Below are 14,188 nucleotides of genomic sequence, written 5' to 3'. Positions count from 1 at the left end.
GCAGCCGATGGTGCGGGACGGGCAGGCAGGCTCGGCGGGCAGGGCGGCGCTTCTGGCCCTGATGCTGCTGGCGCCGGCGCTGGTGGCGGGGTGCCAGGGATCGGGGATCGACAGCACGCCGGTGCCGCCGCAGCGGCCCGCGGCGCGGCCCGCGGCCGACCAGCCGCTGGCGCCCGAGAGCCTGGCGATGAAGGACCGCCTGGCCAAGCTGCAGGCGCAGCTCTTGTCGCAGGGCCTGCTGCGGCAGGACACCGGCGCGACCGACGCGCCCTTCGACGCGCGCATCCTGGCCGAGAATTTCGAGCGCATCGCGCTTTACGACGAATACACCGCCCGCGGCGGCGCCTTCGTGCAGGGCGCCGTGCCCAGCCGCCTGCGGCGCTGGGAAAGCCCGGTGACGATGGCGGTCGAGTTCGGCGCCACGATCCCGGCCGCGCAGCGCGCCAAGGACCGCGCCGAGATCACCGGCTATGCCCGGCGGCTGTCGCGGATCTCGGGCCTGCCGATCCGGATGGCGCCGGTCGAGGCCGCCAACTACACGGTGCTCGTGCTGAACGAGGGCGACAGGATCGGCTTCGCCGACCGGCTCGACGCGCTGTTTCCCAACATCGACGCGGCCTCGCGCAGCTCGATCCTGACGATGGGCCCCTCGACCTACTGCCTCGTCTTCGCCTATTCCACCGGCTCCTCGCCGGTCTATACCCGCGCCGTCGCCGTGATCCGGGGCGAGCATCCCGACCTGATGCGCCTGTCGTGCATCCACGAGGAACTGGCCCAGGGCCTGGGCCTGGCCAACGACAGCCCGACGGCGCGCCCCTCGATCTTCAACGACGACGAGGAATTCGCGCTGCTCACGCCGATGGACGAGCTGATGCTGCGCATGCTTTACGATCCGCGGCTGCGCCCGGGCATGACCCCGGACGAGGCGCGCCCGGTCGTGCAGCAGATGGCGACCGAGATCCTGCCGCCGCCGCCCAGCTGAGCGGCCGGGATTCGCGCCCCGGGGGTGCCGCGGGCGCCCCGGCGCGGCCGATCCGCGCCGCTAGCGAAAAAAAATCGCGTTTTGGCAAGGTCATGCCGGGACTGCCGGCGGCGGAACGAATTCCGCAGCCCGCGCGGGCGGCCGGAACGGTGCTCTGCCACCGGCCCGGGTGGCGACACGGGCGTTTCGCGATCGCGACAGGGAAACACTGCGCCCGCAGCATCGGCGTTGGCGCCGGCGCGCGGAAAGTCGCCATAGGCACTGGACCAGCGGGGATTGCGGTGTCATCTGACAGCTTCAGGCGCGGTTTTCGGCCGCGTCGGGCCCTTCTTGACGGACAGGTACATCCGACATGGCGACACCCACCGACATCACTCCCGCGCGGCTGACCCACCTTCAGCGGCTCGAGGCCGAGAGCATCCACATCATGCGCGAGGTCGCGGCCCAGGCCACGAAGCCGGTGATGCTGTATTCCGTGGGCAAGGACAGCGCCTGCATGCTGCACCTGGCCAAGAAGGCCTTCTTCCCGGCGCCGCCGCCGTTCCCGCTCTTGCACGTGGACACCACGTGGAAGTTCAAGGCGATGTACGCGCTGCGCAACAAGGCGGCCGAGGACGCGGGGATGGAGCTTCTGGTCTACCAGAACCCCGAGGCCAAGGCGAAGGGCATCAACCCCTTCGACCACGGCGCGCTGCACACCGACATGTGGAAGACCGACGGGCTGAAGCAGGCGCTGGACAAGTACGGCTTCGACGCGGCCTTCGGCGGCGCCCGGCGCGACGAGGAGAAATCCCGCGCCAAGGAGCGGATCTTCTCGTTCCGCACCGCGCAGCACCGCTGGGACCCGAAGAACCAGCGCCCCGAGCTTTGGCGGCTGTACAACGCGCGCAAGGCCAAGGGGGAGTCGATCCGCGTCTTCCCGCTGTCGAACTGGACCGAACTCGACATCTGGCAGTACATCCACCTGGAAGGCATCGAGATCGTGCCGCTCTACTTCTCGGCCCCGCGCCCGACGGTGGAACGCGACGGGATGCTGCTGATGGTCGATGACGAGCGGTTCCGCCTGCACCCCGGCGAAGAGCCGGTGATGCGCTCGATCCGGTTCCGCACGCTGGGCTGCTATCCGCTGACCGGCGCGGTCGAAAGCACGGCGGCGACGCTGCCGGAGGTGATCCAGGAAATGCTGCTGACCACGACCTCGGAACGCCAGGGCAGGGCCATCGACCACGACAGTGCCGCCTCGATGGAGAAGAAGAAGCAGGAGGGCTACTTCTGATGACTACGCCGAAGGACCCCTCGTTCGTCACCGACCAGCTGATTGCCGACGACATCGACGCCTACCTGCTGAAGCACCAGCACAAGACCATGCTGCGCTTCATCACCTGCGGCTCGGTCGATGACGGGAAATCGACGCTGATCGGCCGGCTGCTCTACGACTCGAAGATGATCTTCGAGGATCAGCTCGCCAGCCTCGAGAAGGACAGCAAGAGCGTCGGCACCCAGGGGCAGGAGATCGACTTCGCCCTTCTCGTCGACGGCCTCGCCGCCGAGCGCGAGCAGGGCATCACCATCGACGTCGCCTATCGCTTCTTCGCGACCGACAAGCGCAAGTTCATCGTCGCCGACACCCCGGGCCACGAGCAGTACACACGCAACATGGTCACCGGCGCCTCGACCGCCGACCTCGCGGTGATCCTGATCGACGCGCGCCAGGGCGTGCTGACGCAGACGCGCCGGCACAGCTATCTGGTGAACCTTCTGGGCATCCGCAACGTGGTGCTCGCGATCAACAAGATGGACCTCGTGGGCTACAGCCAGGCGCGGTTCCGCGAGATCCTCGCCGACTACTCGGCCTTCGCCGCCTCGATCGGCATCGACAGCTTCACCGCGATCCCGATCTCGGGGCTGAAGGGCGACAACATCGTCACGCCCTCCGAGCACATGGCCTGGTACAAGGGCCCGACGCTGATGGCGCATCTCGAAGAGGCGCCGCTGGGCGAGACCGAGAAGGCCGAGGGGCCGTTCCGGATGCCGGTGCAGTGGGTCAACCGACCGAACCTCGACTTCCGCGGCTTCGCGGGCCTCGTGGTCGGCGGCCAGGTCGCGCCCGGCGACGCGGTCCGGGTGCTGCCCTCGGGCAAGACCTCGACCGTCAAGGCGGTGGTGACCTTCGACGGCGACCTGCCGCGCGCGGTCGCCGGCCAGTCGGTGACCCTGACCCTGAACGACGAGATCGACTGCTCGCGCGGGGATGTCATCGTCACCGCCGACGCCCCCTGCGAGGTCGCCGACCAGTTCGAGGCCACCGTCGTCTGGATGGACGAGGACGAGATGCTGCCGGGCCGGCCCTACGTGCTGCAGATCGGCGCGAAATCGGTCACCGCGACGATCACCGAGCCGAAATACGAGGTCAACGTCAACACGCTGGAACACCTGGCGGTGCGGACGCTGAAGCTGAATTCGATCGGGGTGTGCAACATCTCGCTCGACCGGGCGATCCCGTTCGAGGCCTATGCCGCGAACCCCGACCTTGGTGGCTTCATCCTGATCGACCGGATGACCAACCGCACCGTCGCCGCCGGCATGATCCACTTCGCGCTGCGTCGGTCGCAGAACATCCACTGGCAGGCCGTCGACATCGACCGCGGCGCCCATGCCGCGCAGAAGGGCCAGGCGCCGAAGCTGGTGTGGTTCACCGGCCTCTCGGGCTCGGGCAAGTCGACGATCGCGAACCTGGTCGAGAAGAAGCTCTATGCGCTGGGCAAGCACTCGTTCCTGCTCGACGGCGACAACGTCCGCCACGGGCTGAACCGCGACCTCGGCTTCACCGATGCCGACCGGGTCGAGAACATCCGCCGCGTGGGCGAGGTCGCGAAGCTGATGTGCGACGCGGGGCTGATCGTGCTGACGGCCTTCATCTCGCCGTTCCGGGCCGAGCGGCAGATGGTGCGCGACCTGCTGCCCGCGGGCGAGTTCGTCGAGGTCTTCGTCGACACGCCGCTGGAGGTCGCCGAGGCGCGCGACGTCAAGGGGCTGTACCGCAAGGCGCGCGCGGGGCAGCTGAAGAACTTCACCGGCATCGACAGCCCCTACGAGGCGCCCGAGGCCGCCGAGATCACCGTCAACACCGTCGAGATGACGGCGGAAGAGGCGGCGGACCGGATCGTCGAGGCGCTGCTGAAGGGCTGACGCCGGCCAGGCCGTCCGTGGACAGGCCGTCCGTTGACGGTCGGGGTGCGGCGGGCGCGCGGTAGGGGCGCGGACGGGGCGCGGTCGGCGTGCGGTTCGGGCGGACGGGGGGCGCTGCCCCCCGGGGCCTGCGGCCCTCCCCCCGGGATATTTTCGCAAAGTCGAGAGCAACAGGGGCGGGCCGGCGCGGTCCGCCCCTTCTCATGTCCGGCGGCGGGTGGCGCCGGTGGAGGCGGCGATGCGCAGCAGGCGGCGGCGGTCGCCGGCGAGCGCGGCCTCGACGAGGCCCGGGAGCGCGCCGCGTGCCTTCAGGTGCGGGACCAGCGAGCCATGCGACTGTGCGGGGTAGTGCAGGTGGTCCTGGCCCGCGCGGTGCGGGAAGGCGGCGGCCTGCGCCGCGTCGTCCGCGAGGCCATGGGCGAGGATCGTCCAGCAGGTCGGGCGCGGAGGGGCCGGGCAGGGCGGCAGCGCGGCGGTCCAGTCGCGCCAGCGGGTCTCGCCGGGCAGCCGCGGATCGGCCTGGGGGCCGAGGGCGAGCACGGCGGTGACCGGCAGGATCTCGGCGGCGGCAAGCGCCGCGACGGCGCCCATCGACAGCCCGATGGTCAGGATGCGCCCGGGCGGGGCAAGGCGGGCGAGGGCCGCCCGCAGCGCCTCGGCGAAGCCCGGGGCGGTGGCCCAGCTGCGCGACGCGTCGGTGACGAACAGCGCGCGGCGGGGGTGGGCGGCGGTGCCGCGGCCGGTGGCCGTGGCCACGAATTCGGGCGAGGGCGGGCGCGACGGGTCATGGCCGATCGAGGCGAAGGCGATGACGAGGTCGGCCCCCGCGCCGTCGAGCAGGTCGACGGCATGGGGGCCGATGGTCGCGAGCCGCTCGAAGCGCGGCATTCAGCCGCGCGGGTCGATCAGCCGGCCGATCACGCCTTCGCGGGTGACGCGCCGGCCGCCGGCGATCGAGACCGCGGGATGGGCCTTCAGCGCCTCCATGATGTCGCGCACCGGGGCGTCCGCGGGCAGTTCCGGCGCGCCGGGGGCGGTCCCGGCCTCGGACATGTCCTCGGCCGTCAGCACGCCCAGCGGGTTCATGTGCGCGACGAAATCGGCGACATAGTCGTTGACCGGGTTGGCGATGATCTCGCGCGCGGTACCGCATTGCACGATCCGGCCGCCCTCCATCAGCGCGATCCGGCTGCCAAGCTTGAACGCCTCGTCGAGGTCGTGACTGACGAAGATGATCGTGCGCTTGAGCGAGGCCTGCAGCTCCAGCAGCTCGTCCTGCAGCCGCGAGCGGATCAGCGGGTCGAGCGCCGAGAACGGTTCGTCCATCAACAGGATCGGCGCCTCGGTCGCGAAGGCGCGCGCCAGGCCCACGCGCTGCTGCATGCCGCCCGACAGCTCGCCCACGCGCCGCTCGGCCCAGTCCGACAGGCCCACGAGCCTGAGCTGCTGGTCCACCATCTCGCGCCGCTTGGCCGGCGGGTCGCCCGCCAGCTCGAGCCCGAGGCCCACGTTCTCGCGCACCGTGCGCCAGGGCAGCAGGCCGAACTGCTGGAACACCATGGCGACGCGTTCCTGGCGGATGTGGCGCAGCGCCTTTTCGTTGGCATGCGTGACCGAGACCATCCGGCCGCCGTCGTTCACCCGCACCTCGCCGCGCACGACGGGGTTCAGCCCGTTCACCGCGCGCAGAAGCGTCGACTTGCCCGAGCCCGACAGGCCCATCAGCACGAGGATCTCGCCCTCGGCGACGGTCAGCGAGCAGTCGTGCACCCCCAGCACCTGGCCGGTGGCGCGCTGCACCTCGGCCCGGCTCTGGCCCTGGTCCATCAGCGGCAGCGCGGCCTGCGCGCGTTCGCCGAAAACGATCGAGACGTTGTCGAATTCCACCGCGTTCATTTGCGTTCCACCTTCAGCATGCGGTCGAGAAGGATCGCCACGACGACGATGATGAAGCCGGATTCGAAGCCGAGCGCGGTGTTGACCGAGTTCAACGCCCGCACCACCGGCACGCCAAGGCCATTGGCGCCGACCATGGCCGCGATCACGACCATCGACAGCGACAGCATGATCGCCTGGGTCAGCCCGGCCATGATCTGCGGCAGCGCATAGGGCAGCTCCACCTTCCACAGCGTCTGCGACTTGGTGGCGCCGAAGGCGGTCGAGGCCTCGAGCAGCGCCGCCGGGGTCGAGGAGACGCCAAGGTAGGTCAGCCGGATCGGCGCGGGCAGCACGAAGACCACCGTCGCGATCAGGCCGGGCACCATGCCGAGGCCGAAGAAGACGATCGCCGGGATCAGGTAGACGAAGGTCGGCAGCGTCTGCATCAGGTCAAGCACCGGGCTCATGCCGGCGTAAAGCCGGGGGCGGTGCGCCGCGGCGATGCCCAGCGGCACGCCGATCAGCATGCAGACCGCGCAGCTGAACACGATCAGCGTCAGGCTTTGCAGCATCTCGTCCCAGTAGCCCTGGTTCAGCACGAACAGGAAGCCTGCCGCGACCAGCGCGCAGATCTTCCAGTTGCGCTGCATCGCCCAGGCGAAGGCGACCAGCAGCAGGATCAGCAGCGGCGCCGGGATCGCGTCGAGGATGTCGAGCATCGTCTCGATCACCCAGCTCAGCACGGTGCCGATGAAATCGAAGACGGGGCCGCCGTGGGCGTTGAGCCAGTCGAACACCAGCTTCGCCCAGCGACCGACGGGAATCTTCTCGTCCGTGACGAGATCGGTTACGGGCTCGAACAGATCGTCGAGGAAATCCATGCGCTTCTGGCGCTCCGTTGCGATTGTACGGGAAAGGGGAGGGGCACAGGAAAACGGGGGCCGCGGCCCCCGTTTCCGTCAGGTCCGGGTCAGAGCCCGAACTCTTCCTTCACGGCCGGCAGGCCGTCTTCGCCACCCTCGGTGGTCACGCCGGCCAGCCAGGTGTCCAGCACCTCGGGGTTCTTCTCGACCCAGGCCTGCACCGCCTTGTCGGGATCCTCGCCGTCGTTGAGGATCTTGCCCATGATCTCGTTTTCCATCGGAAGCGAGAAGGTCATGTTCGACAGCAGCTTGGCCACGTTCGGGCAGGATTCGGCAAAGCCCTTCTTCACCACGGTCTGCACGATGCCGGCGCCGCCGAAGAAGTCCTCGCCGCCGGGCAGGTACTTGAGGTCGAACTGGGCGTTCATCGGGTGCGGCGCCCAGCCGAGGAAGACCACGCCCTTCTCCTGCGGGTAAAGCCGCGACACCTGCGCGAGCATCCCCTGCTCCGAGCTTTCGACGACCTCGAAGCCTTCCAGCGGCTTGCCGGCCTCGGTCAGCGAGATCAGGTAGCCGTTGCCCTCGTTGCCGGGCTCGATGCCGTAGATCTTGCCGTCCAGCTCGTCCTTGAACTTGCCGATGTCGGCATAGCTGTGCAGGCCCTTGTCATACAGGTAGGTCGGCACCGCCAGCGTGTACTGCGTGCCCTCGAGGTTGGTCTTCAGAACCTCGATCGTGCCCTTGTCGAGATAGGGTTTGATCGCGCCTTCCTGCGCCGGCATCCAGTTGCCGAGGAAGACGTCGACATCGCCCGAATCCATCGAGGCATAGGTCACCGGAACCGACAGCAGCTTGACGTCGACGTCGTAGCCGAGGCCCTCGAGCACCTGCTTGGCGGCCGAGGTGGTGGTGGTGATGTCGGTCCAGCCCACGTCCGAGAAGGTGACGCTGTCACAGGCCGCGAAGGCCGGCAGGGCCGAAAGGGCCAGGGCCGAGGCGGCAAGGGTCAGGTCGCGGAATTTCGTCATAAAGCACTCCCCTGTGCGTCATGTTGATCCGGGATCTGCGTCCCGGGGTTTCTTGATTGACGAGTCAATTAACTCATCACTAGGATCACATTGCAACACATTTCACGGGTACACATGGCACGCCCAGCCGCAGAACCGCTTCGCCGCGCCGAAATTGTGCGCGCGACCATACAGGAGATCGGCCAGACCGGAACCCTAGAGGTCACGGTCGCCCAGATCGCCCGCAGGGCCGGGGTCAGCTCGGCGCTGGCCCACCACTATTTCGGCTCGAAAGAGGCGATCTTCCTCGCAGCGATGCGACACATTTTGGGAATTTATGGCGCCGAGGTCCGCGGGGCGCTCGCCACGGTCGAAGGGCCGGAGGCCCGGATCGAGGCGATCGTCCGGGTGTCGTTCTCGCAGATGAACTTCCGCCGCGAAGTCATTGCGGCGTGGATGAATTTCTACGTTCTGGCCCAGACGATGGACGGCGCGCACCGGCTGCTCGAGATCTACCGCCGGCGGTTGCGGTCGAACCTCGTGGTCAACCTGCGGCCGCTGGTGGGCGAGAACGCCGGACGAATCGCCGATTCGCTGGGGGCGCTGATCGACGGCGTCTACCTGCGCGCGGCGCTGGGGCGCACCGCCCCCGACCGCGCCGCCGCGGCGGCGCTGGTCATGGGGCATCTCGAGGCTGAACTGGCGCGCGGGCGCCTGAAAGGACAATGACGTGACGCGGCCCAACATCCTGATCTTCATGGTCGACCAGCTCAACGGGACCCTGTTCCCCGACGGGCCCGCCGACTGGCTGCACGCGCCGAACCTCAAGAAGCTCGCCGAACGCTCGGTGCGGTTCCGCAACGCCTATACCGGCTCGCCGCTCTGCGCGCCGGGGCGCGCGGCGTTCATGTCGGGCCAGCTGCCCTCGCGCACCGGCGTCTACGACAACGCGGCCGAGTTCCGCTCGGACGTGCCGACCTTCGCGCACCACCTTCGCCGCGCCGGCTATCGCACGTGCCTGTCGGGAAAAATGCACTTCGTCGGCCCCGACCAGCTGCACGGGTTCGAGGAACGGCTGACCACCGACATCTACCCCGCCGACTTCGGCTGGACCCCCGATTACCGCAAGCCCGGCGAGCGGATCGACTGGTGGTACCACAACATGGGCTCGGTCACCGGCGCCGGCACCGCCGAGATCACCAACCAGCTGGAATATGACGACAACGTCGCCCACGAGGCGAAGATGAAGGTCTACGACCTCGGCCGCCGGCTCGACGACCGGCCCTGGATGCTGACCGTGTCGATGACCCATCCGCACGACCCCTACGTCGCGCGCAAGAAGCACTGGGACCTCTACGAGGACTGCGCCCATCTCGAACCCGAGGTCGGCCTGATCCCCTACGAGGAGCAGGACCCGCATTCGAAGCGGATCTTCGACGCCTCGGACTGGCACAATTTCGATCTGACCGACGAGATGACGCGCCGCTCGCGCCGCGCCTATTTCGCCAACATCTCCTATTGCGACGAGAAGATCGGCGAGATCCTCGAGGCGCTGGAGACGACGCGGCAAGAGGCGGTGATCCTCTTCGTCTCCGACCATGGCGACATGCTGGGCGAGCGCGGATTGTGGTTCAAGATGAACTTCTTCGAAGGCTCGGCGCGGGTGCCGCTGATGATCTGCGCGCCGGGCCTCGAACCGCGCCTCGTTACCGACCCGGTCTCGACGATCGACGTCTGCCCGACGCTGTGCGACATCGCCGGCATCTCGATGGACGAGGTCATGCCCTGGACCGACGGCACCTCGCTGATGCCGACCGCCGAAGGCACGGCGCGCACCGCACCGGTGATGATGGAATACGCGGCCGAGGCCAGCTACGCGCCCCTCGTCTCGCTGCGCGAGGGGCGGTTCAAGCTGAACCTCTGCGCGCTCGACCCCGACCAGCTCTTCGATCTCGAGGCCGACCCGCACGAACTCACCAACCTCGCGGGCGACCCGGCCCATGCCGAGGTGCTGGCGCGGATGAAGGCCGATGCCGCCACCCGCTGGGACCTCGCGCGCTACGACGCCGATGTCCGCGCCAGCCAGGCGCGGCGCTGGGTGGTCTACGAGGCGCTCAGACAGGGCGGCTACTACCCCTGGGACTACCAGCCGCTGAAGAAGGCCTCCGAGGCCTACATGCGCAACCACATGGACCTGAACATCCTCGAGGAGAGCAAGCGCTACCCCCGCGGGGAGTGACTGCCCGTTTCGACTTTGTCCAAATATCCCCGCCGGAGGCCCTTTTGACCCTCACCGCCCAACCCAAAGCCAGCCATTTCATCGACGGCGCCTATGTCGAGGACACCGCCGGCGCCGAGATCGAGGTGATCTTTCCCGCCACCGGCGCGGTGATCGCGCGTCTGCACGAGGCGACGCCCGCGATCGTCGAGGCGGCGATCGCCTCGGCGGAACGTGCCCAGAAGGACTGGGCGGCGATGCGCCCGGTCGAGCGGGCCCGGATCCTGTCGCGCGCCGTCCAGATCATCCGCGAGCGCAACGAGGAGCTGAGCCAGCTCGAGACGCTCGACACCGGCAAGCCGATCAACGAGACGCGCTATGCCGATGCGACCTCGGGGGCGGATTGCCTTGAATATTTCGCGGGCCTCGCGCCCACGGTGACCGGCGAGACGATCCCTCTGGGGCGCGACATGGTCTACACGATCCGCGAGCCCCTGGGCGTCTGCGTGGGCATCGGCGCCTGGAACTACCCGACCCAGATCGCCTGCTGGAAATCGGCGCCCGCGCTCGCGATGGGCAATGCGATGGTGTTCAAGCCGTCGGAGACGACGCCGCTGTGCACGCTGAAGCTGGCCGAGATCTACATCGAGGCCGGGCTGCCGCCGGGGCTGTTCAACGTGGTGCAGGGGCGCGGCGCGGTGGGCGCTTCGCTGGTGACCGACCCTCGGGTGGCGAAGGTGTCGCTCACCGGCTCGGTCGCCACGGGCCGCAAGGTCTACGCGGCCGCCGCCGAAGGCATCCGGGCGGTGACGATGGAGCTGGGCGGCAAGTCGCCGCTGATCGTCTTCGACGACGCGTCGGTCGAGGATGCCGTCGGCGCGGCGATGCTGGGGAATTTCTACTCCACCGGGCAGATCTGTTCGAACGGCACCCGGGTCTTCGTGCAGAAGGGCATCAAGGCGAAGTTTCTTGAGCGGCTGAAGGCGCGGACCGAGGCGATCGTGATCGGCGATCCGCGCGCGGAGGCGACGCAGATGGGGCCGCTGGTGTCGCGGATGCAGGCCGAGAAGGTCGCGCACTACCTGCAGGTCGCCAGGGACGAGGGCGCGACGCTGGTCACCGGCGGGTCGATGAAGGACGGGCTCTATGTCGAGCCTACGGTCTTCGCCGACGTCACCGACGCGATGACCATCGCGCGCGAGGAGATCTTCGGACCCGTCATGTCGGTGCTGGACTTCGAGACCGAGGACGAGGTGCTGGCGCGGGCCAATGGCTCGGAAGAGGGGCTGGCGGCGGGGGTGTTCACCGCCGACCTGGCGCGCGCGCACCGGATGGTGGCGGGGCTGCAGGCGGGGACGACCTGGATCAACGCCTACAACCTCACCCCGGTCGAGGCGCCCTTCGGCGGCGTCAAGCGCTCGGGCGTGGGGCGCGAGAACGCGAAGGCCGCGATCGAGCACTACAGCCAGGTGAAGTCGGTCTACCTGGGGCTCGGCCCGGTCGACGCGCCGTACTGAGGGGGCCCGGGCGGGGGGCTCCCGCCCACGGCCTGCGGGGGCCTGCGCCCCCTTGTCCATGGTTGGGCCGGGCGCCGCCCGTTCCGGGCGGCGCAGGACGGCGCCTTTGGCCGGGGTTCCGCCCGGCGGCCCCTCCCGGGGATGGTCTTCGGGGGGAGGGGAATTTCATTTGCCCGGGGGCAGGATCCCCGGGGCGCGCCAGCGTGCGGGGGGGGCGGGGACCCCGCCCGCCGCCGGGCGCGGACAGTCGCGGGGATCGGACGATGGCGGATGCGGATTATGTGATCGTGGGCGCGGGCTCGGGCGGGTCGGCGGCGGCCTACCGGCTGGTGATGGCCGGCAAGTCGGTGGAAATGGTCGAGTTCGGCGGTTCGGACCGCGGGCCCTTCATCCAGATGCCGGGCGCGCTGAGCTATCCGATGAACATGCCGATCTACGACTGGGGCTTTTCGTCCGAGCCCGAGCCGCATCTGGGCAACCGGCGCCTGGCCACGCCGCGGGGCAAGGTCATCGGCGGTTCGTCCTCGATCAACGGCATGGTCTTCGTGCGCGGCCATGCCCGCGACTTCGACACCTGGGCCGAGATGGGCGCGCAGGGCTGGGGCTATGCCGACGTGCTGCCCTATTTCAAGCGGATGGAGCACTGGCACGGCGGCGATGCCGGCGGCGGCTCGGCCTTCCGGGGCCATGACGGGCCGCTGCACGTCACCCGCGGGCCGCGGTCGAATCCGCTGTTCCAGGCCTTCGTCGAGGCCGGGGGCCAGGCCGGCTACGAGGTGACCGAGGATTACAACGGCGAGAAGCAGGAAGGCTTCGGCGCGATGGAGGCGACGATCTGGCGCGGGCGGCGCTGGTCGGCGGCCAATGCCTACCTGCGCCCGGCGCTGAAGACCGGGCGGCTGCGGCTGATCCGGGGCCTTGCGCGGCGGGTGGTGATCGAGGACGGCCGCGCCGTCGGCGTCGAGATCGCCCGCGGCGGGCGGGTCGAGGTGCTTCGGCCGCGCCACGAGGTGGTGCTGGCGGCCTCGTCGATCAACACGCCGAAGCTGCTGATGCTGTCGGGGATCGGCTGCGCCGAGCACCTGCGCGAGCACGGGATCGAGACTGTCGCCGACCGGCCCGGGGTGGGGGCGAACCTGCAGGACCACCTCGAGGTCTACATGCAGTTCGCGGCCAAGCAGCCGATCACGCTGTTCAAGTACTGGAACCTCTGGGGCAAGGCGATGGTGGGGGCGCAGTGGATGCTGACCGGCACCGGGCTTGGCGCCTCGAACCAGTTCGAAAGCTGCGCCTTCATCCGGTCGGCCCCCGGGGTCGACTATCCCGACATCCAGTACCACTTCCTGCCGATCGCGGTGCGCTACGACGGCCGCGCCGCGGCCGAGGGCCACGGCTTCCAGGTCCATGTCGGGCCGATGCGCTCGCGCTCGCGCGGGGCGGTCACGCTGCGCTCGGCCGATCCGGCCGAGAAGCCGGTGATCCGCTTCAACTACATGTCGCAGGACAGCGACTGGGAGGAGTTCCGCCGCTGCGTGCGCCTGACGCGCGAGATCTTCGAGCAGCCGGCCTTCGCCCCCCATGTCCGCCACGAGATCCAGCCCGGTGCCGCGCTGCAGAGCGATGCCGAGATCGACAGCTTCATCCGCGAGCATGCCGAGAGCGCCTACCACCCCTGCGGCACGGCGCGGATGGGCGCGGCGGACGACCCGATGGCCGTGGTCGATCCCGAGGCGCGGGTGATCGGGGTCGAGGGGCTGCGCGTCGCCGACAGCTCGATCTTCCCGCAGATCACCAACGGCAACCTCAACGCGCCCTCGATCATGGTGGGCGAAAAGGTGGCGGACCACCTGCTGGGGCAGGGGATGCTGGCGCCGTCGAATGCGGCGCCGTGGATGTCGGATCGCTGGCAGGTGGCGCAGCGTTGACACAGCCGCCGGATGCCGCGCCGCCGCCCCGGACAACCCTGATGCGTCGTGGTGCACCCCAAGGTTGCCGGGGCGGTGCGCGGGGCAACCTGTGATGGCTTAAGCCGTTGGAAAGGCGGCGATAAATCGCCTGTCCCCGAATTCGCCCCGGAACGTTTCCGCGCCACGGCGATTTCTTCATTGCGCCCTGTGATTGCCACGGGCAAGCTTTGGGCGGAACGGGAGATCTGCATTGGAAACCCTAGGTTCTATTCTCGGCGCCGCCGCGCGCCGGCCAATGATTGCGACGTACGAATCCTATGGCCTGTCGTCGGTCGCGGCTTGGCGGCTGTCGGCGCCGATGACGCGCAAGGTCCTGTCACTGCTGTCCGAGGTGCCCGTCGACGCGATCGGCGAGATCGAGCGCGCCGAGCGGGTGCCGAGCTCGCGCGAGCTTGCGGCGCTGTCCGCCGTGCTTGGTGCCCGGCCCGAGGACCTCGCCGCGCGGGCCAGGGTCTGCGAGGGCTGAGGAGCGCCCCGCGTCCGCGCAGGGGCGGCCGGAACCAATGACATCCGGGATCGGGGGGCGCGGCCGCGGGGCCGGCGCCCCTTTTTGCTGCGCCGAGCCCT

The 14,188-nt window shown here is 69.2% G+C and carries 12 protein-coding genes; 8 read left to right on the top strand and 4 right to left on the bottom strand.

Going from position 1 to position 14,188, the window contains the following annotated elements; genetic code table 11:
- Positions 1–7: 7 nt before the first annotated feature.
- The 3 genes from V8J39_RS05960 (at position 8) to cysN (ending at position 4,171) form a co-directional block, all read left to right on the top strand.
- Positions 8–982: a DUF2927 domain-containing protein gene (locus tag V8J39_RS05960; protein ID WP_442902563.1), complete on the top strand. Its 975-nt coding sequence runs from the start codon at positions 8–10 to the stop codon at positions 980–982.
- Positions 983–1,334: 352 nt separating this feature from the next.
- Positions 1,335–2,258, top strand: coding sequence for a sulfate adenylyltransferase subunit CysD (cysD, locus tag V8J39_RS05955; RefSeq protein ID WP_336459923.1), 924 nt, complete (start codon positions 1,335–1,337; stop codon positions 2,256–2,258).
- Entirely contained in the window at positions 2,258–4,171 is a 1,914-nt protein-coding gene (gene cysN, locus V8J39_RS05950) for a sulfate adenylyltransferase subunit CysN (RefSeq protein ID WP_336459922.1), read from the top strand. The genes cysD and cysN overlap by 1 nt, the downstream gene beginning before the upstream one ends.
- Positions 4,172–4,372: 201 nt before the next feature.
- Here cysN and V8J39_RS05945 read toward each other — a convergent pair whose 3' ends face one another.
- The 4 genes from V8J39_RS05945 to choX all read right to left on the bottom strand — a co-directional run bounded on the left by V8J39_RS05945 (position 4,373) and on the right by choX (position 7,940).
- Positions 4,373–5,059, bottom strand: coding sequence for a hypothetical protein (locus tag V8J39_RS05945; RefSeq protein ID WP_336459921.1), 687 nt, complete (start codon positions 5,057–5,059; stop codon positions 4,373–4,375).
- The gene (gene choV / locus V8J39_RS05940) at positions 5,060–6,067 is read right to left on the bottom strand and encodes a choline ABC transporter ATP-binding protein (RefSeq protein WP_336459920.1); all 1,008 of its coding nucleotides are present in this window, start codon (positions 6,065–6,067) and stop codon (positions 5,060–5,062) included.
- Positions 6,064–6,930 carry a choline ABC transporter permease subunit gene (gene choW / locus V8J39_RS05935; protein WP_336459919.1) on the bottom strand — a complete coding sequence of 289 codons (867 nt, stop codon included), beginning with the start codon at positions 6,928–6,930 and terminating at the stop codon, positions 6,064–6,066. The genes choV and choW overlap by 4 nt, the downstream gene beginning before the upstream one ends.
- 89 nt (positions 6,931–7,019) lie before the next feature.
- Positions 7,020–7,940, bottom strand: coding sequence for a choline ABC transporter substrate-binding protein (gene choX / locus V8J39_RS05930; RefSeq protein WP_336459918.1), 921 nt, complete (start codon positions 7,938–7,940; stop codon positions 7,020–7,022).
- Between the two features lie 114 nt (positions 7,941–8,054).
- On the opposite strand from choX, the gene betI reads away from it, so the two are divergent.
- The 5 genes from betI to V8J39_RS05905 all read left to right on the top strand — a co-directional run bounded on the left by betI (position 8,055) and on the right by V8J39_RS05905 (position 14,087).
- On the top strand, positions 8,055–8,648 hold the full coding sequence (gene betI, locus V8J39_RS05925; RefSeq protein ID WP_336459917.1) for a choline-binding transcriptional repressor BetI: 594 nt from the start codon (positions 8,055–8,057) through the stop codon (positions 8,646–8,648).
- A gap of 1 nt (position 8,649) precedes the next feature.
- A complete protein-coding gene (gene betC, locus V8J39_RS05920; protein WP_336459916.1) occupies positions 8,650–10,158 on the top strand; it encodes a choline-sulfatase in 1,509 nt (502 codons plus the stop codon).
- 44 nt (positions 10,159–10,202) lie between these two features.
- Complete coding sequence (gene betB / locus V8J39_RS05915) at positions 10,203–11,654, top strand: betaine-aldehyde dehydrogenase (RefSeq protein WP_336459915.1); 1,452 nt, start codon at positions 10,203–10,205, stop codon at positions 11,652–11,654.
- A gap of 263 nt (positions 11,655–11,917) precedes the next feature.
- Entirely contained in the window at positions 11,918–13,579 is a 1,662-nt protein-coding gene (betA, locus tag V8J39_RS05910) for a choline dehydrogenase (protein ID WP_336459914.1), read from the top strand.
- Positions 13,580–13,856: 277 nt separating this feature from the next.
- On the top strand, positions 13,857–14,087 hold the full coding sequence (locus tag V8J39_RS05905; RefSeq protein WP_336459913.1) for a helix-turn-helix domain-containing protein: 231 nt from the start codon (positions 13,857–13,859) through the stop codon (positions 14,085–14,087).
- The last annotated feature ends 101 nt before the right edge of the window (positions 14,088–14,188 follow it).

Source organism: Frigidibacter sp. MR17.24 (genome assembly GCF_037095655.1).
GTDB lineage: Bacteria > Pseudomonadota > Alphaproteobacteria > Rhodobacterales > Rhodobacteraceae > Frigidibacter.
Note: the sequence above shows the minus strand (reverse complement) of the source record. Positions and strands in the feature narration are given on the sequence as shown.